The following is a 16,497-nucleotide window of genomic DNA, read 5'->3' as shown; positions in this document are numbered from 1 at the left end:
CGTTTTGTTATTACAGTGAGTTAGCCTTTATTACCCCGCGCGGCAATAATGGCATCGGCCACATTACGGGGCGCTTCGGCGTAATGCTTGAACTCCATAGTATAAGTCGCGCGGCCCTGTGACATGGAACGCAACACGGTGGAGTAACCGAACATTTCTGATAACGGCACTTCCGCTCGAATAATTTTCCCGCCACCGACCATCTCTTCCATGCCTTGCACCAAGCCACGGCGAGAAGAAAGGTCACCCATCACACTACCGGCATATTCTTCCGGTGTTTCCACTTCGACGCTCATCACGGGCTCGAGGATCACCGGCGAGGCGCGCTTAACCGCTTCTTTAAAACCAAAGATGGCGGCCATTTTAAACGCCAGTTCCGATGAATCCACTTCATGATAAGAACCGAACGTCAGGGTCACTTTCACATCTACGACGGGATAACCGGCTAGAACCCCAGTGTTAGTGGCTTCGATCACCCCTTTTTCTACGGCACCGATATATTCACGCGGCACCACGCCGCCTTTAGTTGCATCAACAAAAGCGAAACCGCTGCCCGGTGCTTGCGGTTCGAGGGTAAAGACCACATGGCCGTATTGCCCTTTACCGCCGGATTGACGGACAAATTTACCTTCAACGTCCGTCACAGTCTTGCGCACTGTTTCACGGTAAGTCACCTGCGGTTTACCAATATTGGCTTCCACACCGAACTCACGTTTCATGCGGTCGACAACTATCTCCAGATGTAATTCCCCCATGCCGGAGATAATGGTCTGGCCGGACTCTTCATCAGTCCGGATGCGGAATGACGGATCTTCCGACGCCAGCCGTTGCAGTGCGATACCCATTTTCTCTTGATCGGCTTTGGTCTTCGGTTCAATGGCTTGCGAAATAACCGGCTCAGGGAATTCCATGCGCACCAGTGTAATCACCGCATCCGGGTCACACAGGGTTTCTCCGGTGGTGACATCTTTCAAGCCGACACAGGCGGCAATATCACCGGCGCGAATTTCATCCACTTCAATCCGGTTATTAGCATGCATCTGAACAATACGGCCAATACGCTCTTTTTTGCCGCGAATCGGGTTGTAAACACTGTCGCCTTTGCTCAGCACCCCAGAATAGACGCGCACGAAAGTCAGCTGGCCGACATAGGGGTCGGTCATTAATTTGAATGCCAGCGCCGAGAATTTTTCATTATCATCAGCTTTACGATTCACTTCGTTACCGTCTTCATCTGTGCCGCTGACCGGCGGAATATCTATTGGTGATGGCATCAGTTCAACCACCGCATCCAACATGCGTTGCACACCTTTGTTCTTAAAAGCACTGCCGCACATCATCGGTTGAATTTCACCGGCAATCGTCCGGATGCGCAGACCTTGGGTAATTTCATCCACCGTCAGGTCGCCGGTTTCCAGATATTCTGTCATCAGCGCTTCAGAGGCTTCAGCCGCCTCTGACACCATTTTCTCGCGCCATTCATTGGCGGTCGCCAGCAAGTTTTCTGGGATGGGTTCATAGCTAAAGGTCATGCCCTGAGAAGCTTCATCCCAGATAATGGCGCGCATCAGCCGCAAATCTACCACGCCGGTGAAGTGCTCTTCACTGCCGATGGGGATCACAATGGGCACCGGATTGGCCTTCAGACGGTCAATCATCATCTGGCGTACGCGGAAAAAATCAGCGCCGGGACGATCCATTTTATTAACGAATGCCAAGCGTGGAACACGATATTTATTGGCCTGACGCCAGACGGTTTCGGATTGTGGCTGCACGCCACCGACCGCGTCATACACCATGACCGCACCATCAAGCACCCGCATGGAACGTTCCACTTCAATGGTGAAATCCACGTGCCCGGGGGTGTCGATAATATTGATGCGGTGCTCAGGTAAGGTTCCGTCCATCCCTTTCCAGAAGCAGGTCACGGCAGCCGATGTAATGGTAATGCCACGTTCCTGCTCCTGTGCCATCCAGTCAGTAGCCGCGCCGCCATCATGCACTTCACCCAGCTTATGACTGACGCCGGTGTAGAACAAAATACGCTCGGTAGTGGTGGTTTTACCGGCGTCGATGTGGGCTGAGATACCAATGTTGCGATAGCGCTCGATAGGAGTTTTACGTGCCATATTAAGTCCTTAGTGATGATGGCAATTTCGGGGCGGGCGGTTTGATGCCCTACCGGGAAGTTGTGAGTTTGGTTTAAGTTCAGCGTTGCTGCTAATGATCACTTGATCACCACTAGTATAATCTCATTGTACGAATATACACGTACAATTTAATTGTTTGTTCTAAAACTGTGCAATAATAGTGTTGAGCAATGGTTGAGGGGGTTTTCATCATTGCACTAGAATTTTTAGTAGGGCCAAAATGGAGTATAGGCTATATTGCCGCCCGCTAAGGGCCGTTTTATATGGTCGAATCTGGCAGTTTGACGGGGAATTTGTTCGTCGTCTGTGACTTATTAATAGGAACACTATGATTGCAAATCATCCTGAGCGTGAGCAGATCCGGCTGGAAAATGTGCTGACGGCTTTAGGTAATCCACTGCGGTTGGCGGTGGTGCGTAGATTGGCTGCGGGTGGCGAACATGCCTGTGGCACTTTGGTGCAAGGTTTATCTAAATCTACCCTGACACATCATTGGCGTGTATTGCGGGAAAGTGGTGTTATCTGGCAACGGCCTTGTGGTCGCGAGAGTTTGTTATCACTGCGGCGCGATGATATTGATGCCCGTTTCCCCGGCTTATTGGATGTGTTGCTCAATGCGGTAGCCAATGATGCGACTACCGATGAGTCGACGGCAAAACATCTACCGGAAGAGTGAGTTGAGGGCGGTTATGATATCAACCGCCCTTGATTGGCAGGTTAAATCTCTTGGGCGTGCGCCAGGACAAAATCTTCGGCGGCTTTTGACCACAATCCATCAGTTTCGCGCAAAATGACTTGCAGTTCCTGTAATAATGGCGAATCTTGCTCGGTACTCATCAGTTCACTTAATGAGGTCAGGGGCATATTTTTGCCGGTATAAACCAACTTTTTACCGCCGATAATTTGCGGTAAATTCAAGGTGGTTTCCGCCGCATCATTTAACCCGAGAATGTGAGATACCACTTTCCCCGCGTTCACTTTCTTCGCTTCAATTAACTTCACCGCTTCGCGCATGTCGTCGGTATTACCGCCTGAGGTGCCGACATAATGGGTAAAGGAGTAATGGAGGTCGTAGAAATTAACCGACGCCATAAAATTCTTATCCTGCGGGCCAGCAAAGAAATTAAAGCAGCCATCCGGAGCTAATAGGCTTGAAGCTAATGTGACCAACTCAGCTGAAGGGACGAAAACGAAGATATCGTCATAACCTTTGCCCTCCGTCAGTGCCATTAAACGTTCAAACTGATCATCAGTGTGTTTGGTATTCAGATAATGCACTTGAGTCTGCGGCTCGCTCGGATATAAGCGGGCGGCATAATCCAGCTTTTGCTGGTGGCGATCGGTAATAACCAATAATTGCGGATTAACGGGTCCATGCAACGCGTAATCAATGGCTAATAATCCCATCGGGCCGGTGCCACCCAGAATTAATACATTACCACCGGGTTTGATCCCCATTTTATGCTGATAAGTGCCGGGAACCAGATGGTAATTGGCATTAAATGCGCCGATAACACAAGAAAGTGGCTCTACCAATGAACCTTCAAAATAACTTTCCCCTTCATACGGCAGCAGGCAATCTTGCTCCATCACTTCATTGGGAATAACCACATGAGTGGCTTCACCGCCGACATAAGGGAAAGAGTAGCCGGGGCAATCTGGGCGGTCGGGTAATTGTAGATTAGCCTGAATCACATAACGGCTACCGGGTTTGAATTTATGCTGCCATTTTTTGCCGACTTGTAAAATATCGCCGCAAAACTCATGACCAATAATAATCGGATTTTCCGCCACATTATCTGGCACTTTTTTATGGTCAGCGCCCAAATTGGCTTCTTTCCATGAAGAGAGACAAATACTGTCAGTCACGACAGTGGCCAGAATTTCATCATCGCCTATTTCCGGTAAGTCGAAGCTTTCCAGCCGCAGGTCATTCTTGCCATATAAACGCAGTGCTTTAGTTTTCATTTGGAACCACCTCAATTATTTGTAAATACAAAACAGCCGATCGAATAAAAAACTTCAAATAGAATAAAAAACCTCCCGGCATTAATCAGGAAAGAATGCCAAGCCATGAGCCCAAAATTCCGAGGCCAAACAGGGAGAAGATGAGCCAAATAGGGTTAATTTTGCGCTTGAGTAAACGCATCATTAACAGGGTAAGCCCCAGCGCCAGCAAACCTGGGCAAAGCTGATCCAGAATATTCTGCACCGTCATGGTCACAGTGGTGCCGTCGTGACCCGGCGTTTTCGATATCACCAGCGGCACATTGATACTGGTCCATTTGGTGACCAATACCCCCATGATAAACAAGCCCAAAATGGAGGCGCCCTCGGTCAGTTTTTGCAGCAAATTCCCGCCAAGATCTTTGACGATATTGATGCCCTTGTTGAAACCGTATTGCAGACCGAACCATTTCAGCGCCAGGCGCACAGAATTAAAGGAAAGGAAGAACAGAATCGGCCCTAGCACATTACCACTCAGTGCCAGCGAGGCTCCCAAAGCGGCTGTGATTGGGCGCAAAGTCCCCCAAATCAACGGGTCACCGACCCCAGCCAGCGGCCCCATCAGCCCGATTTTCAAGCTATTGATTGCCCCTTCATCAATATCCGCACCATTGGCTCGCGCCTCTTCCATCGCGGCGGTGACGCCAATTACTGGCCCACAAACTGCTGGAGTGGTGTTAAAGAACACTAAATGGCGTTTCAGGGCGGCAATTTGGTCTTCTTTTAGCGGATACAAGCGCTTAATGGCGGGTACCATGTCGTAGCAGAAACCCAGGCCGTGAATACGTTCATAGTTAAAAGAGGCCTGTTGCAAGTTACTGCGTAAAAACATTTTAAACAGATCAGACCGGGTTAATCGTTTGTTTAATGTGGTCATGTCGGCGTCTCCTAATCTTCTAATTCATCAAGTTTGGCTTGGTTGGCTTGGGCTACAGCTGCTGCCGGTTTCTGATAAAGCGGGTTTAACTGGATATACAGCAAGGCAATAATCAGACCGATGCCGCCGAACGCGAGCAGGCTGAAACCGAGATAGCCTCCGACAATAAAACCGAGGAAGAAGAAGGGCATAAGGTATTTCACGCCCATCATGTTGAGCACCATGGCGTAGCCGACCACCACGATAAATCCGCCCGCAATTTGCAACCCATGGGTCACTACCGTTGGAATAGCACTGAGCATATGGCTAACGGTATCGGCGCTGACAAAGATAGACACGATCAATACCGGAATGGCAACTCGCATGGCCTGAACCAACAATGCCGATACATGCATAAAATCAATCATGGCGAAATTGGCTGTTTCCGCGGCTCGGTCAGCTGCGTGCTGGAACGCTACAGTGATGGTGCGGGCAAAGACCGTCAACACTTGGCCAGCAGCGGCTACCGGCAGGGCAATGGCGATCCCGGTGGCAATATTCTGATGGCCGACAATCACCAGAATGGTGGCGATAATACTGGCGAGCGCAGAGTCGGGAGATTGCGCGGCACCCACATTCATCCAACCAAGGGCGATTAACTCCAACGTACCGCCGAGGATAACGCCGGTGGTCATATCGCCAAGAATTAAACCAGTAATAGTGCAGGCGATTAATGGCCGGTGAGTTTGGAATTCATCCAGCACGCTGCCGATACCGGCAATGCATGAGAAAATAAAGATTAAGATTATTTGTAGTAAACTTATTTCCATGGTGGACCCCTTTGGACAATACAACGCGGTCATCACTGCTATAGTCGTGGACTATAATTAAATAGTTGTATTGCCCAGGTTAAGTAATAGGATTTAAATGTTTAATAAAACCTGAGTTATTATTTGTCTATTAATTGACGTGCCGTTATTTAGACTCCAACTCACGTAGTTTTTTAATCACATCCACATCAGGATCGGAAGTGACTACTCGTAAATCTAAATGAACACCACGTTCAGCTAATGCATAAAAGGCGTTAATATCATTTTTATCCACTGATACTGCTTTGGTTAATTGTGTTTTTCCTTGTTTAAAGGCCATGCCGCCAATATTAATCACGGAAATTTTCACGCCCTGATCTACCAATCGTAAAACATCATTTGGATTGGTGAATAAATAAAAAACTGTGTCGTTGATATAATTCGGGTTGTGATAAACTGCCACCGCCTTTTCAATATTAACGACATTCACTTTGATTCCCGGTGGTGCGGCCTGTTTTAATAATGTTTTCCGGATTTCATCGTTATAAACTTCGTCGCTACAAATAATAATACGCTCGGCTTTGGCTTCTTTGGCCCAAACCGTGGTGACCTGACCATGAATCAGCCGGTCGTCAATTCTTGCCAGATTGATTTTCATATAAAGTCGGCCTCTTCTTCTTCGCTATTTTGTTGGTGTCGGAATGACTGCACGCACTGTGTGCCGATATCGAGTAAATAGTCCGTCAGTTCTTCCGCCGCCATCACTTGCTGGTTATCAGCAATTTCCAATGCCAATGGCAAAGATAATCCGCTGATGACTTGAATTCGATTATCACTGAATGCCAGACGCGCGGCGGCGTTATAAGGGCTGCCACCTTGTAAATCCACCGCAATTAGCCAGGCGTCATTGTGATTTTTTGCCATGACATCCTGCATTTTCTTCACTAAGTCTTCGGCGTTTTCGCCTCGGTTAAATAGCAGCGGGGTAATATTTTGTGTTTCGCCATACACCATATTGACGGAGTTGAGCATTGAAACCGCTAAGTCACCGTGACCACAAAAAATGACATTAACCATTATGCCTCCTGTTAACCGCGAGTTTTGCCGCCGGCAATGTTATAGGTCACACCCGTGATATAGCTGGCGCGTTCGGATAATAGGTAAGTGACGAAATCAGCAATTTCAGAGAGTTTCCCTGCCCGGCCAATTGGAATGGCATTCTTGGTATAACCGTCGCGCAATTGTTCAACGGTGATATTGCGGGTGTAGGCCAGTGCTTCTTCATAATCGAGAGTGCGCAAACCGGTTTTTTCTAAAATGCCGGGTGCGACACCCACTACGCGGATACCGTATTTCCCCAGTTCTTTGGCCCACGAGCGGGTAAAGCTGTATAGCGCGGCTTTAGTCGCGGCATAGCAACTTTGGCCTTCTGAACCTTCCAATCCGCTTTCTGAGGTGAGGTTAATAATGACGCCATTTTTATTTTCTATCATATTGCGTGCTACAGCTTGTGACATCAGATAGACCCCTTTCTGATTCACATTAACCATTTTTTCAAATTCATTATCTTTCAGTTCATATTGGCTATGACTTTGCTTGGGATCGACCAACAGTCGTGGGAGATTAATCCCCGCATTGTTAACCAGCGCATCAATATGCCCGTGTTGAGCCAAAATATTATCTATTGCGGCTTGTACGCTATTACGGTCAGAAATATCCAATTGAATAAAATTCAATTGCGGATTATTTTTAATCTCACCCTCAAGTGGATTAACATCAGCTAATTGTACCTTGGCTCCCGCCGTCAGTAATTCTTCTACAATGGCATAACCAATCCCTGACGCACCACCGGTGACAATAACCACTTTATCTTTTAAATTTAGCCAATCGCTCATAATATTTCCCTGTCTATCTAATTTTGGATAATACTCGGCCACATACCGAAAGTATGATTTGTTAAATGGTCTTTAGGTTTTAAGGGGGAGTTAACCCCCCACTGTCATTATTAATGAATACGTTATGCCGTGAGTTTTAATATCTCCTCGGCAGTTTCTTTGGTGGTCACCAGGCTATTAATATATTTTCCTTTAATCGCGCCGATGATCCCGCTAATTTTCTCGTGAGAGTGCGCTATTCCAATGGAATAACGGGCTTTCTTAATTTTGTCCAATTGAATGGTAATGGTTTTATCCGAGATAGTGGTTTCAACCGGATTACCCTGTAAATCATAAAAGCGAGAACAGATATCACCCGCCACCTGTCGGTCATTAAAGTGGTCAATAACATCGCTACCATAAAAGGCACGCCAGGTAGAATTGCCAGAAATATTGGGTGAACCAATACCAAATATAGCGATATCCAGTCGCTGCCAATAATCGGCAATCGCCTGATAATGCTGAGATTGCACAATACCATCGCGGATAACACTTTTTTCCAGAATAGCCGGGAAATCGATCAGCAATGACTCGCCTTTTAATTTCATTGCGGCGCTGTAGACCAGTGTATTGACATGAAAGCGGCTTTCCAATTTACCTGAAGGGCCGCCAACCATGGGAATACAGGTTAATTGGCGCGATACTGGCGAGACATCCATTTGCTCAACCAGTGTGGCAATCGCACTGCCCCAGGAGAAGCCCAGAATATCGCCATTTTCAATAATTCTATTCAGTAATGCGCTACATTGTTTTCCCATCAATATCAGTTGCTGTTCCGGCGAGGTGTCCTGCTCGCAAGAAACGACAATCGCTTCGCGTAATTTAAAGCGCGATTTCAACTGCTGTTCCAACAACAAATTTTCGTTATAGTTATAGTTGATTGAAATAGTGACAATACCTTGTTCGCGTACTTTTTTGAGCATTCGGCTAATGCTGGTGCGGTAAATCCCCAGCGCCCGCGCTATCTCAGCTTGTGTGAAATTTTGCTCATAATACATTTGTGCAACTTTCACCATCAGGCGCAGATCATCGCTTTTTTCCATTTCAGCCTCTTGCACATTTGTGCAGATGTCATTAAGTTATCTATGACCTGATATAATCACTTTCTATTTTTTAAGTCAAAAGTACAAAATAACGAATATCTCACCAATGGCAAAACAATCCCCTAATAGACTCATTGGAATTAATTTCAGATATCGCACATCTGTGCAAGCTTCTTTAATGGATTGATTTGTATTAAATAAATATAAAAACGGTTTTTGTGTCTGCCCGCTTTATTCCGAACAAATATTCGATTCTGATCACATTTTTATTTTGCGTGATGTGGTGGGTTTTGCACATATGTGCAAAAAGCTCATTGCACAACCACTCCCGGCAGTCTTTAACCGAGAGTTGTTAGGGAGGGGGCTTAGCTCAGCAGCGGTTTATAGTGATGGGGCTGGCGCATGGCAACCAAATCTTTACGGCGCACCACATTGGTAGGGTAGGGGCTGCCCGCGAGGGAGCGAGTATCAATGGTTTGTGTGACGGTTTGCGTTTCTTGCCAAAGCAGCCGCTCAAGCCGTGGAAAAGTAAAGGTTTCTGGCCCGAACACTCCGCTATATCCTCCGCGTTGGTTGCTGCCATCGAGTGCATTGGCAAAGGCCAGATAAAGATTATTTTCCCCGGCACGGGTTCTGAATAAGTGCCAGTGCAGCGGGTCGGCCCCAGTCGGAATAGGGTAATTTTGTACCACAGCACTGCCCTTATGTGCGGCGGTAAAACCGGCCGGAAGGGCGGCAGAACAGGCGATAATATCACATCCCATCAGGGCCAGAATGCGCGCTGACTCGGGGAGTAGAGCATCATGGCCCAGCAACAATCCGACCCTGCCAAGCGCTGTATCAAACACCTGCCAGTGCTCCCCAGCGCTGGCCCACTGTTGATTTTGTTGAGAAAGATGGATTTGCCGGTAGCCGCCTATTATCCCCTCCGGGCCAAATAACATCTGCGTATTGTAGTTTTTATTCTGCTGTTTTTCAGCCATTCCCACCACCAGATAGACCCGCAATCTCATGGCCAGGCGAGCTAACGCCTGCACGGCGGGGCTTTCTGGCGTCTGTGCATTGACTGCACCGGCGTGATAGCCGGTCAGGGCTAACTCTGGAAACACAATTAGCTCGCTACCTTGTTGTAAAACGGCACTTTCTGTCATGGCGGTAATGGTCGCCAGATTCTCTTCCACCTGTTCAGTTGAGCAGAATTGCGCCACCGTGATGCGGCTCTGTTTGCCCGGAGGCAAAGGCTGCTGGCCGTAAAGCCCAAAGAAATCTTGCGGGTTCCACAAAAAACTGTCACTTAATAGCGCGTGATAATAGTCAGGGCGGCGCTGTTCAAACACTAACTCGCCCAATACCTGGCGCTGGCGGCTGCGGCTGATATCAACTTCGGCATAAGCTATTCCGTTGCCGTCATCCACCACTGCTGCAATGTTGCCATCAGGTTCAATGATGCAGCTGCCGCCGCTAAATTGGACTCCGCGCTCTCGCCCCCAGCGGTTGCTTTCCAGTAAATAACAGCCATTTTCCATCGCCCGGCTGATCCAGTAAGGGGCAGGGGTGCGCTCCGCCAGCCAATTGCTGATATGGCAAATCACATCAGCGCCATCCAGCGCCAGCAAGCGGGCGGTTTCGGGAAAATGAATATCCATACACACCAACATGCCGATACGCCCTAGCGGCGTATCAAACACTTGATGCCCGACATCTCCTGCAGCGGCCCATTTCGGTTCTGATATATAGGCGTGACTTTTGCGATGACAGCCAATGACCCCTTGCGGCCCGATGAGTACCGCACTGTTGTAATACAGCGCGGTTTCTTGGTCTACCTCCGGCATACCTAACACGATATAGCATTGATAACGTTGCGCTAATTCAGCGAAACGGGCAGTGCTTTCGCCGGGGACGGTTTCGACCATTGGTGCAATTTCCTGTCGATCAAACCAGCAGTAGCCGGTGGTCGCCATTTCTGGGGTGGTAATCAGACGAGCACCTTTCTGTGCCGCCTGTTCTACCAATGCCAATAATTGCTGCAAATTTGCTTCTTTGGCAAACATGCGGGGTTCAAATTGAATGGCGGCTGCAAGGTAAGGGGCTATCGACATGATTATCCTCATAAATTCTGAATGATGTTCTGGGGGAGCTCCGAACAATCGAAACTCAGTTCTTCCGGTTATTGGTGGCTCCTGGGGTGGTCCAGGAGAAAATATCATTGGCTTGAATCAGTGCGCATGAGATCTCTTCGACGGTAATGCGTTTATCCATGGCCTGATGGCGCAGGATTTCGTAGGCCTGTTCTTCGCCAATGCTGTGCATCCGCATCAGAATGGCTTTGGCCTCACTGACCTGGCGAACGCCCAGCACTTTTTTCTCCAATCGCTCAATACGATCACTCATTTGCCGCTGCTGTTGGGCATGGTGTAAAGCAAACACCATCGCCGACAGTAAACCTGAGGCGCGCAGCGGGGTGGTTATGGTGCTGTCCGCGCCCATCTTGAGTGCTTGATCAATAAATGTGGGGTTCTCATAGGCGATAACCGTTATCAGCGCATGTTTGTTGGGGGTGAACCATGACACATCTGGTTCTGGGTTATCTGATTGTAATGCATAGAAAATTAAGTCGGTATCGGCGGGCAGTTGCTCGGGAATGGGCCAGAAAGCCTGCACTTTAAACCCCATTCGGCGCAAATGATTGGTCAGGGTTTCGCCATCGTCGTCGTCGGGGTGTAGCACCACACAGCGGATCCCGCGGCTGAGTAAGAGGGCTGTCGCGCTGATTCTGCTGTCGCTAGGTCGCATGTGGATACCCCACTGTCGTGAGTTTGGTGACCCAATCGCCCTGAATTTGGTTGGTCATATAGGGGTCGGGTTCGACGATACGGCGAGATTCTTGCACGATAGTAAATTGCCCGCTTTCATTCGCCATACCAATGCGCGGATAAAGCCCGGTGTGTTGGTTCAGCGGGTCAATACGAATGCGGCCTTGTGGCGCATCAAATTGGCTGCCGCGCAAGGCGGCGGACAGCGGATAAATATGGTCACTGCCGCACTCGGCCATAGCTTTGGCGAATAAATGCACCTGACTGTAGGTGGCTTCCCAATTCATGTCGGTGGTGAATTCCGGCCCGAATTGCTGATGGAATTGTTTGAGTGCTGATTGATTCGCTTTTGTGCCAATGCTTTGGAAATAAGGGGCTGAGCTAAAATGGCCCTGTGCCACTTCCGCCCCCATAATGGCAATCTCAGTTTCTGATGTATTCAGGCTGCCAATAGGCATGCGGGCAGGATCTAGCCCTGCCGCCTGATAAGCTTGATACAAGAAAGGGACGGTTTGCCCGACCACCGTGCTGAAGATAAAATTGGGCTGCTTTTTGGTTATTTCCTCGATAATGGGCAGGAAAGCCTCATAAGGGGCATTCAGATCCAGGTAGCGCTCGCCAATCACTGCACCATCATGGCGTTGCAGAATGAGTTCCTGCATATTGCGATTACATTCGTAGGGATAGATATAGCGGGAGCCAATCAAATACACTCGCGCGCCAAATTGGCCCGTCAGATAGTCTGCTAGTTGTACGCAGTTTTGATTAGGTGCTGCGCCGCCATAGAAAATATTGTCAGAAAACTCAAAGCCTTCATACAGTTGTGAATAGAACAGCAGCCGCCGATATTTCTCTACAATCGGCGACATGGCTTTGCGGCTACTGGAGGTATAGCCGCCAAAAATTACATTAACCTCATGCTCGACGATCAATTGTTCGGCCAGAGCACGGAACTGCGCATCATCAGATTTTGGGTCAAAATGAATGGCATTCAGCAGCCTGCCGTTGATACCGCCATTTTGGTTAATTTCAGCAATCGCCTGTGTCGCCCCACGCCACTGCGACAATTCTTGTGCCGCCGTCACACCACTGAAGGAGTACAGCAAGCCAATATTGACCGGTGTTTCTGAACTCATAGCCACCTGCTTATGCTGTTGAGAATGGCGATTAGATAAACTTGAATAACAGCCCAGACTGCTGACAAAGTTGATAAGCGGGGAAATGTGCCGAATGGGTCGTAGTCGCGTAAGCGACCGGAGTGCCCATCGGTGCAGTCGCACCGCCAATCTCCGAGCTTTATCAATAACCTCACCCCGTTAACCTGGAGGCAAGGATGCTTGTGCTAGCCGTTTTTACTGCGCTAAAAGTTCTTTGTTAAGCATTGCGCCGACGGTGTATTTGGGGTCAACCATATTACCCAGCCGCACTTTGCCGCATTGGCTCAGTAGCATGTAGGCATCCCATTGTTCGAAACCAAAATCGGCCACCAACCAGTAAATCAGGTCACGATAAGCAATGCGGGTGGCATCCTCTAGTGGGCGTGCGCTGCCGATACTCATGATGGTTTCGGCGTTTTCCATCCGTGGCCAGGAGAGCTGCCAGTTTTTAATCAAATCCACTTTGATGGTGGTGATAGAGGCGAATTCCACCGCGGTGCCGCAAATTTCGCCATCCCCCTGACAAGCATGGGCATCGCCAATAAACAGGCGGCCGCCGGGGGCGCGTACCGGCAGATAAGTAATACTGCCCGGCCCGATGTCCGGCACATCCATATTCCCGCCGTGATTATCCGGTGTCAGAGAATTGATGGAGTCAATTTCCGGCGACACACTCAGGGTGCCAATATGCGGCTTATAGGGCAGGGTATGGCGCTCGCTCCAGTAGACTTTTTCACTATCGAGCTTAATCATGCGCACTTTTTCCGGCAGCGGATCATTGAGCATGGCGGTCAAATCTGTGCCGGTCAGCCCACCAAAGTGCGGGATCATGGCGCAGATGCCGTGCGGATTAACCCCACGCGGCAACATGGATTCGATATAGACCGCAATCACATCGCCTTTCTCGGCACCATTGACCATAATCGGGCCATTTTGCGGGTTGAGAAACGGCATTTTGAGCAGTTGGCTCGGGATATCCTGCTCTGAGCTAATCGCTCCCTCGAAAGCATCTCGCGTGTCTACAATCACCCGGTCACCGGGTTCAATGGTCAAAACCGGCGTTGAGTAAGGGCCGATGGTGTAGTGAAACTCTTTTTGCATCTCTTCCGTCAAATGATGAGTGACCGGTTTACGACCTGCACCGACACCGCGTTTAACCATGATTGATTCTTCCAGCCATTTCATTAGCAATTCTCCACATCATTAGGGCACCCGGCTACAGAGCCAGATGACGGCGCATTAAAAGATCATCAGAAAGTTGTTGTTTTGACAGGTTTTCGACTACATGGCCTTTATCCATCACCGCACAACGTTGTGCGGCCCGCTGGATCATCGCGATATCCTGCTCGACCAGAATCACCGCCACATGCAGCTCGCGGGCAATGCGCACCAAGGTATCGGCAATGATGTTGACGATAGAGGGTTGGACGCCTTCAGAGGGTTCATCCAGCAATAACACTTTGGGCGAACCGACCAAGGCTCTGGCGATAGCCAACTGTTGTTGCTCACCACCACTCATGGTGCCGGCTTTTTGTTTGAGTCTTTGACGCAAAATCGGGAAGTAATCTAGTACTCGCTCCAGTAAGTCTTGGGCAAACTCGCGGTGTTCACGGACAAACTGCATGCCGACTTGCAGGTTTTCTGCCACAGTTAGCCCGGCAAATACCTCGCGCCCTTGCGGAACATAGCCGATTCCCAGACGGGCGCGGCGCTGCGGCGAGGCCTGGGTGATGTCAATTTCCCCCAACAAAATCTGGCCTTGTCGCGCCGGAACGGCACCCATCAACGTGCGCATTAAGGTGGTTTTCCCCACGCCATTGCGGCCAATCAACCCCAAGACTTCCGCCGCGTGCAGTTGTAGCGTGACGCCATTGAGCACTTGCCCGCCGCCATAACCGCCAGTCAGTCCTTCTATGTGTAAAACCACGTTATTCATACTGCTTTCCCCAAGTAGATATCTGCCACATCCTCACGGGCTAGCACCTCGGCGGCATTACCGTCGGCAAACACTTGTCCGCCATGGAGCACAGTGACCTGTGAAGCTATTTGCCGCACGAATGTCATGTCGTGTTCCACCACCATCAATGTCAGGCCGTCACTTTGCATCTGCTTAATCAGCTCGCCGGTGAGATAGGTTTCATCAATAGATAACCCCGCGACCGGCTCATCCAGCATCAGTAAAGTGGGTTGTAGCGACACCGCCATGGCAATTTCCAACCACTGTTTCTTGCCGTGAGATAAATTACCGGCCAGCTGGTGGTATTCCGCTCTGAGCTTAAAGCGCTCTAATAGCTCATCGACACTGACCGCTTGCGCGCGAACCTCTGGGCGTAAGTGACTGAGTGATAGCTGTAAATGCTGCTCAACTGTCAGTTCAGGAAAGATGCCGGGGATCTGAAACTTAATGCTCATGCCCATACGAATGCGCTGGAAGGGCGGCAGAGTGTTCAGCCGTCGATTAAAAAAGCGGATATCCCCATCACTTGGCGTATGTTCGCCAGTCAGCAGTTTGAAAAAGGTACTTTTACCCGCGCCATTTGGGCCAATCACACAGCGGACTTCACCACGACGGATTTGCAAATCAACTTGATTGATAACCTGAATACCGCCAAAGCGTTTGCTTAGCCCACGGGTTTCGAGGATCAAATCTTGCGCTGCTGGATTCATAGCGACTCCCCTTTTTTCTGACGCGCAGTAGACCTGCGGGTGATTCTCTCTGCCAGCCAAGGTAATAAGCCGTTGGGCGCGGCCAGCACCACAAACAGCAGAATGGCACCCAGCAAGATCATGGCGTATTCGCTGCCGTAAATAGCCAGCCATTGGGATAACCACACCAACAGGGCGGTGATAACCGCGGTGCCAAAAATATTTTTCCGCCCAGCGGTCGCCACCCAGATAACTGGCATCGCGGCGGCGGTCAGCCCCATGGAGGACGGTGTAATATAAGACCCCCATAAGGTATACAGTGCGCCGGATAACCCGGAGAGCACACCGCCGAGCACGAACACCAGTAATTGGTAGCGGCGGATATCAATACCGAGCATTTCTGCCCGCCGGGGGTTCTCGCGGATAGAGGCCAAAGTCAGGCCAAAATCAGAGCGCAATACCCGCCTAACCCCCCAGTAAACACCGGCAAGCAACAGGATAATCAGGTAGTAAAAGGCATTGCCCTCCAGGGTCAGTAATTTGCCATCAAACCACGGCAGAGAGAGCGGCGGCATACCGGACATGCCATTAAAACCATTCAGTCGCGCGCTGCCGATCGCCCATTGCGGGCCAGCGGTCTGTGACATAAAGGTTTCCAGCACCAGTGTGAAAGACAAGGTCACAATGCCGATAAAAATGCCGGTCACTCCGCCGTAAAACATCAGATAACCCAGTGCCGCAGCCACGGCGGCGGCTACCAGCAAGGCCATAATCAAGCCCGACCAGGTGGAGAGCACACCATCGCCGAAATTTAAGGTCATCACGCCGTAGGTGTAACCGGCAAGGCCAAAGAACGCAGTCTGGCCGAAAGATAAAATGCCGCCATGCCCCCACATTGCCGCTAACCCAATGGCACAGAATGTCCACAGTAGGAAGTAGGAAAAATCGCCGATCATGGCGCTATCGACCACTAACGGCAGGGCAAGCGCACCCACCAAAATGAGCAGCGCTGCTAGCCGAGTGGTGGACGGCGTGCGTTGTTTTGCCGCCGATAAATGAACAGAAGTCGTTGTCACATGCAG

The 16,497-nt window shown here is 49.7% G+C and carries 16 protein-coding genes; 1 reads left to right on the top strand and 15 read right to left on the bottom strand.

Annotated elements, in window-relative coordinates:
• Positions 1–20: 20 nt before the first annotated feature.
• Positions 21–2,129 (bottom strand): elongation factor G, encoded by a 2,109-nt coding sequence (fusA, locus tag DX162_RS01825; protein ID WP_004389153.1) that lies wholly within the window; start codon positions 2,127–2,129, stop codon positions 21–23.
• A gap of 349 nt (positions 2,130–2,478) precedes the next feature.
• Here fusA and DX162_RS01820 point away from each other — a divergent pair, with 349 nt between their 5' ends.
• Positions 2,479–2,826, top strand: coding sequence for an ArsR/SmtB family transcription factor (locus DX162_RS01820; protein WP_004389154.1), 348 nt, complete (start codon positions 2,479–2,481; stop codon positions 2,824–2,826).
• 41 nt (positions 2,827–2,867) lie between these two features.
• Here DX162_RS01820 and DX162_RS01815 read toward each other — a convergent pair whose 3' ends face one another.
• The 14 genes from DX162_RS01815 to DX162_RS01750 all read right to left on the bottom strand — a co-directional run bounded on the left by DX162_RS01815 (position 2,868) and on the right by DX162_RS01750 (position 16,491).
• Positions 2,868–4,118 (bottom strand): zinc-binding dehydrogenase, encoded by a 1,251-nt coding sequence (locus DX162_RS01815; protein WP_004389155.1) that lies wholly within the window; start codon positions 4,116–4,118, stop codon positions 2,868–2,870.
• A gap of 85 nt (positions 4,119–4,203) precedes the next feature.
• Positions 4,204–5,034, bottom strand: coding sequence for a PTS system mannose/fructose/sorbose family transporter subunit IID (locus DX162_RS01810; RefSeq protein ID WP_032819211.1), 831 nt, complete (start codon positions 5,032–5,034; stop codon positions 4,204–4,206).
• An 11-nt stretch (positions 5,035–5,045) separates the two neighbouring features.
• Positions 5,046–5,843 carry a PTS mannose/fructose/sorbose transporter subunit IIC gene (locus DX162_RS01805; protein ID WP_004389157.1) on the bottom strand — a complete coding sequence of 266 codons (798 nt, stop codon included), beginning with the start codon at positions 5,841–5,843 and terminating at the stop codon, positions 5,046–5,048.
• Between the two features lie 145 nt (positions 5,844–5,988).
• Positions 5,989–6,480 carry a mannose/fructose/sorbose PTS transporter subunit IIB gene (locus tag DX162_RS01800; protein WP_032819212.1) on the bottom strand — a complete coding sequence of 164 codons (492 nt, stop codon included), beginning with the start codon at positions 6,478–6,480 and terminating at the stop codon, positions 5,989–5,991.
• Positions 6,477–6,899, bottom strand: coding sequence for a PTS sugar transporter subunit IIA (locus DX162_RS01795; protein ID WP_004389159.1), 423 nt, complete (start codon positions 6,897–6,899; stop codon positions 6,477–6,479). Before DX162_RS01795 ends, DX162_RS01800 begins: the two co-directional genes overlap by 4 nt.
• 11 nt (positions 6,900–6,910) lie before the next feature.
• The gene (locus DX162_RS01790) at positions 6,911–7,717 is read right to left on the bottom strand and encodes an SDR family oxidoreductase (protein WP_032819215.1); all 807 of its coding nucleotides are present in this window, start codon (positions 7,715–7,717) and stop codon (positions 6,911–6,913) included.
• A gap of 122 nt (positions 7,718–7,839) precedes the next feature.
• Positions 7,840–8,799: a sugar-binding transcriptional regulator gene (locus DX162_RS01785; protein WP_032819216.1), complete on the bottom strand. Its 960-nt coding sequence runs from the start codon at positions 8,797–8,799 to the stop codon at positions 7,840–7,842.
• A gap of 365 nt (positions 8,800–9,164) precedes the next feature.
• A complete protein-coding gene (locus DX162_RS01780) occupies positions 9,165–10,898 on the bottom strand; it encodes a nitrilase-related carbon-nitrogen hydrolase (protein ID WP_032819217.1) in 1,734 nt (577 codons plus the stop codon).
• A gap of 55 nt (positions 10,899–10,953) precedes the next feature.
• A complete protein-coding gene (locus DX162_RS01775; RefSeq protein WP_032819219.1) occupies positions 10,954–11,592 on the bottom strand; it encodes an ANTAR domain-containing response regulator in 639 nt (212 codons plus the stop codon).
• Positions 11,582–12,748 carry a transporter substrate-binding domain-containing protein gene (locus DX162_RS01770; RefSeq protein ID WP_032819220.1) on the bottom strand — a complete coding sequence of 389 codons (1,167 nt, stop codon included), beginning with the start codon at positions 12,746–12,748 and terminating at the stop codon, positions 11,582–11,584. The genes DX162_RS01775 and DX162_RS01770 overlap by 11 nt, the downstream gene beginning before the upstream one ends.
• A 216-nt stretch (positions 12,749–12,964) precedes the next feature.
• Positions 12,965–13,954 (bottom strand): acetamidase/formamidase family protein, encoded by a 990-nt coding sequence (locus DX162_RS01765; RefSeq protein ID WP_004389165.1) that lies wholly within the window; start codon positions 13,952–13,954, stop codon positions 12,965–12,967.
• 31 nt (positions 13,955–13,985) lie between these two features.
• Positions 13,986–14,705, bottom strand: coding sequence for an ABC transporter ATP-binding protein (locus DX162_RS01760; protein ID WP_032819221.1), 720 nt, complete (start codon positions 14,703–14,705; stop codon positions 13,986–13,988).
• Positions 14,702–15,436: an ABC transporter ATP-binding protein gene (locus DX162_RS01755; RefSeq protein WP_032819223.1), complete on the bottom strand. Its 735-nt coding sequence runs from the start codon at positions 15,434–15,436 to the stop codon at positions 14,702–14,704. Before DX162_RS01755 ends, DX162_RS01760 begins: the two co-directional genes overlap by 4 nt.
• Positions 15,433–16,491 carry an ABC transporter permease subunit gene (locus DX162_RS01750; protein ID WP_032819225.1) on the bottom strand — a complete coding sequence of 353 codons (1,059 nt, stop codon included), beginning with the start codon at positions 16,489–16,491 and terminating at the stop codon, positions 15,433–15,435. Before DX162_RS01750 ends, DX162_RS01755 begins: the two co-directional genes overlap by 4 nt.
• Positions 16,492–16,497: the final 6 nt, after the last annotated feature.

The organism is Yersinia kristensenii (assembly GCF_900460525.1).
Lineage (GTDB): Bacteria > Pseudomonadota > Gammaproteobacteria > Enterobacterales > Enterobacteriaceae > Yersinia > Yersinia kristensenii.
The sequence above is the reverse complement of the archived record's forward strand: the minus strand, read 5'-3'. Positions and strand labels throughout refer to the sequence as shown.

What these genes read in the sequence shown, in the direction of transcription:
- fusA (WP_004389153.1), bottom strand. Translation starts at nt 2,129, where the DNA reads ATGGCACGTAAAACTCCTATCGAGCGCTATCGCAACATTGGTATCTCA.
- DX162_RS01820 (WP_004389154.1), top strand. Translation starts at nt 2,479, where the DNA reads ATGATTGCAAATCATCCTGAGCGTGAGCAGATCCGGCTGGAAAATGTG.
- DX162_RS01815 (WP_004389155.1), bottom strand. Translation starts at nt 4,118, where the DNA reads ATGAAAACTAAAGCACTGCGTTTATATGGCAAGAATGACCTGCGGCTG.
- DX162_RS01810 (WP_032819211.1), bottom strand. Translation starts at nt 5,034, where the DNA reads ATGACCACATTAAACAAACGATTAACCCGGTCTGATCTGTTTAAAATG.
- DX162_RS01805 (WP_004389157.1), bottom strand. Translation starts at nt 5,843, where the DNA reads ATGGAAATAAGTTTACTACAAATAATCTTAATCTTTATTTTCTCATGC.
- DX162_RS01800 (WP_032819212.1), bottom strand. Translation starts at nt 6,480, where the DNA reads ATGAAAATCAATCTGGCAAGAATTGACGACCGGCTGATTCATGGTCAG.
- DX162_RS01795 (WP_004389159.1), bottom strand. Translation starts at nt 6,899, where the DNA reads ATGGTTAATGTCATTTTTTGTGGTCACGGTGACTTAGCGGTTTCAATG.
- DX162_RS01790 (WP_032819215.1), bottom strand. Translation starts at nt 7,717, where the DNA reads ATGAGCGATTGGCTAAATTTAAAAGATAAAGTGGTTATTGTCACCGGT.
- DX162_RS01785 (WP_032819216.1), bottom strand. Translation starts at nt 8,799, where the DNA reads ATGGAAAAAAGCGATGATCTGCGCCTGATGGTGAAAGTTGCACAAATG.
- DX162_RS01780 (WP_032819217.1), bottom strand. Translation starts at nt 10,898, where the DNA reads ATGTCGATAGCCCCTTACCTTGCAGCCGCCATTCAATTTGAACCCCGC.
- DX162_RS01775 (WP_032819219.1), bottom strand. Translation starts at nt 11,592, where the DNA reads ATGCGACCTAGCGACAGCAGAATCAGCGCGACAGCCCTCTTACTCAGC.
- DX162_RS01770 (WP_032819220.1), bottom strand. Translation starts at nt 12,748, where the DNA reads ATGAGTTCAGAAACACCGGTCAATATTGGCTTGCTGTACTCCTTCAGT.
- DX162_RS01765 (WP_004389165.1), bottom strand. Translation starts at nt 13,954, where the DNA reads ATGAAATGGCTGGAAGAATCAATCATGGTTAAACGCGGTGTCGGTGCA.
- DX162_RS01760 (WP_032819221.1), bottom strand. Translation starts at nt 14,705, where the DNA reads ATGAATAACGTGGTTTTACACATAGAAGGACTGACTGGCGGTTATGGC.
- DX162_RS01755 (WP_032819223.1), bottom strand. Translation starts at nt 15,436, where the DNA reads ATGAATCCAGCAGCGCAAGATTTGATCCTCGAAACCCGTGGGCTAAGC.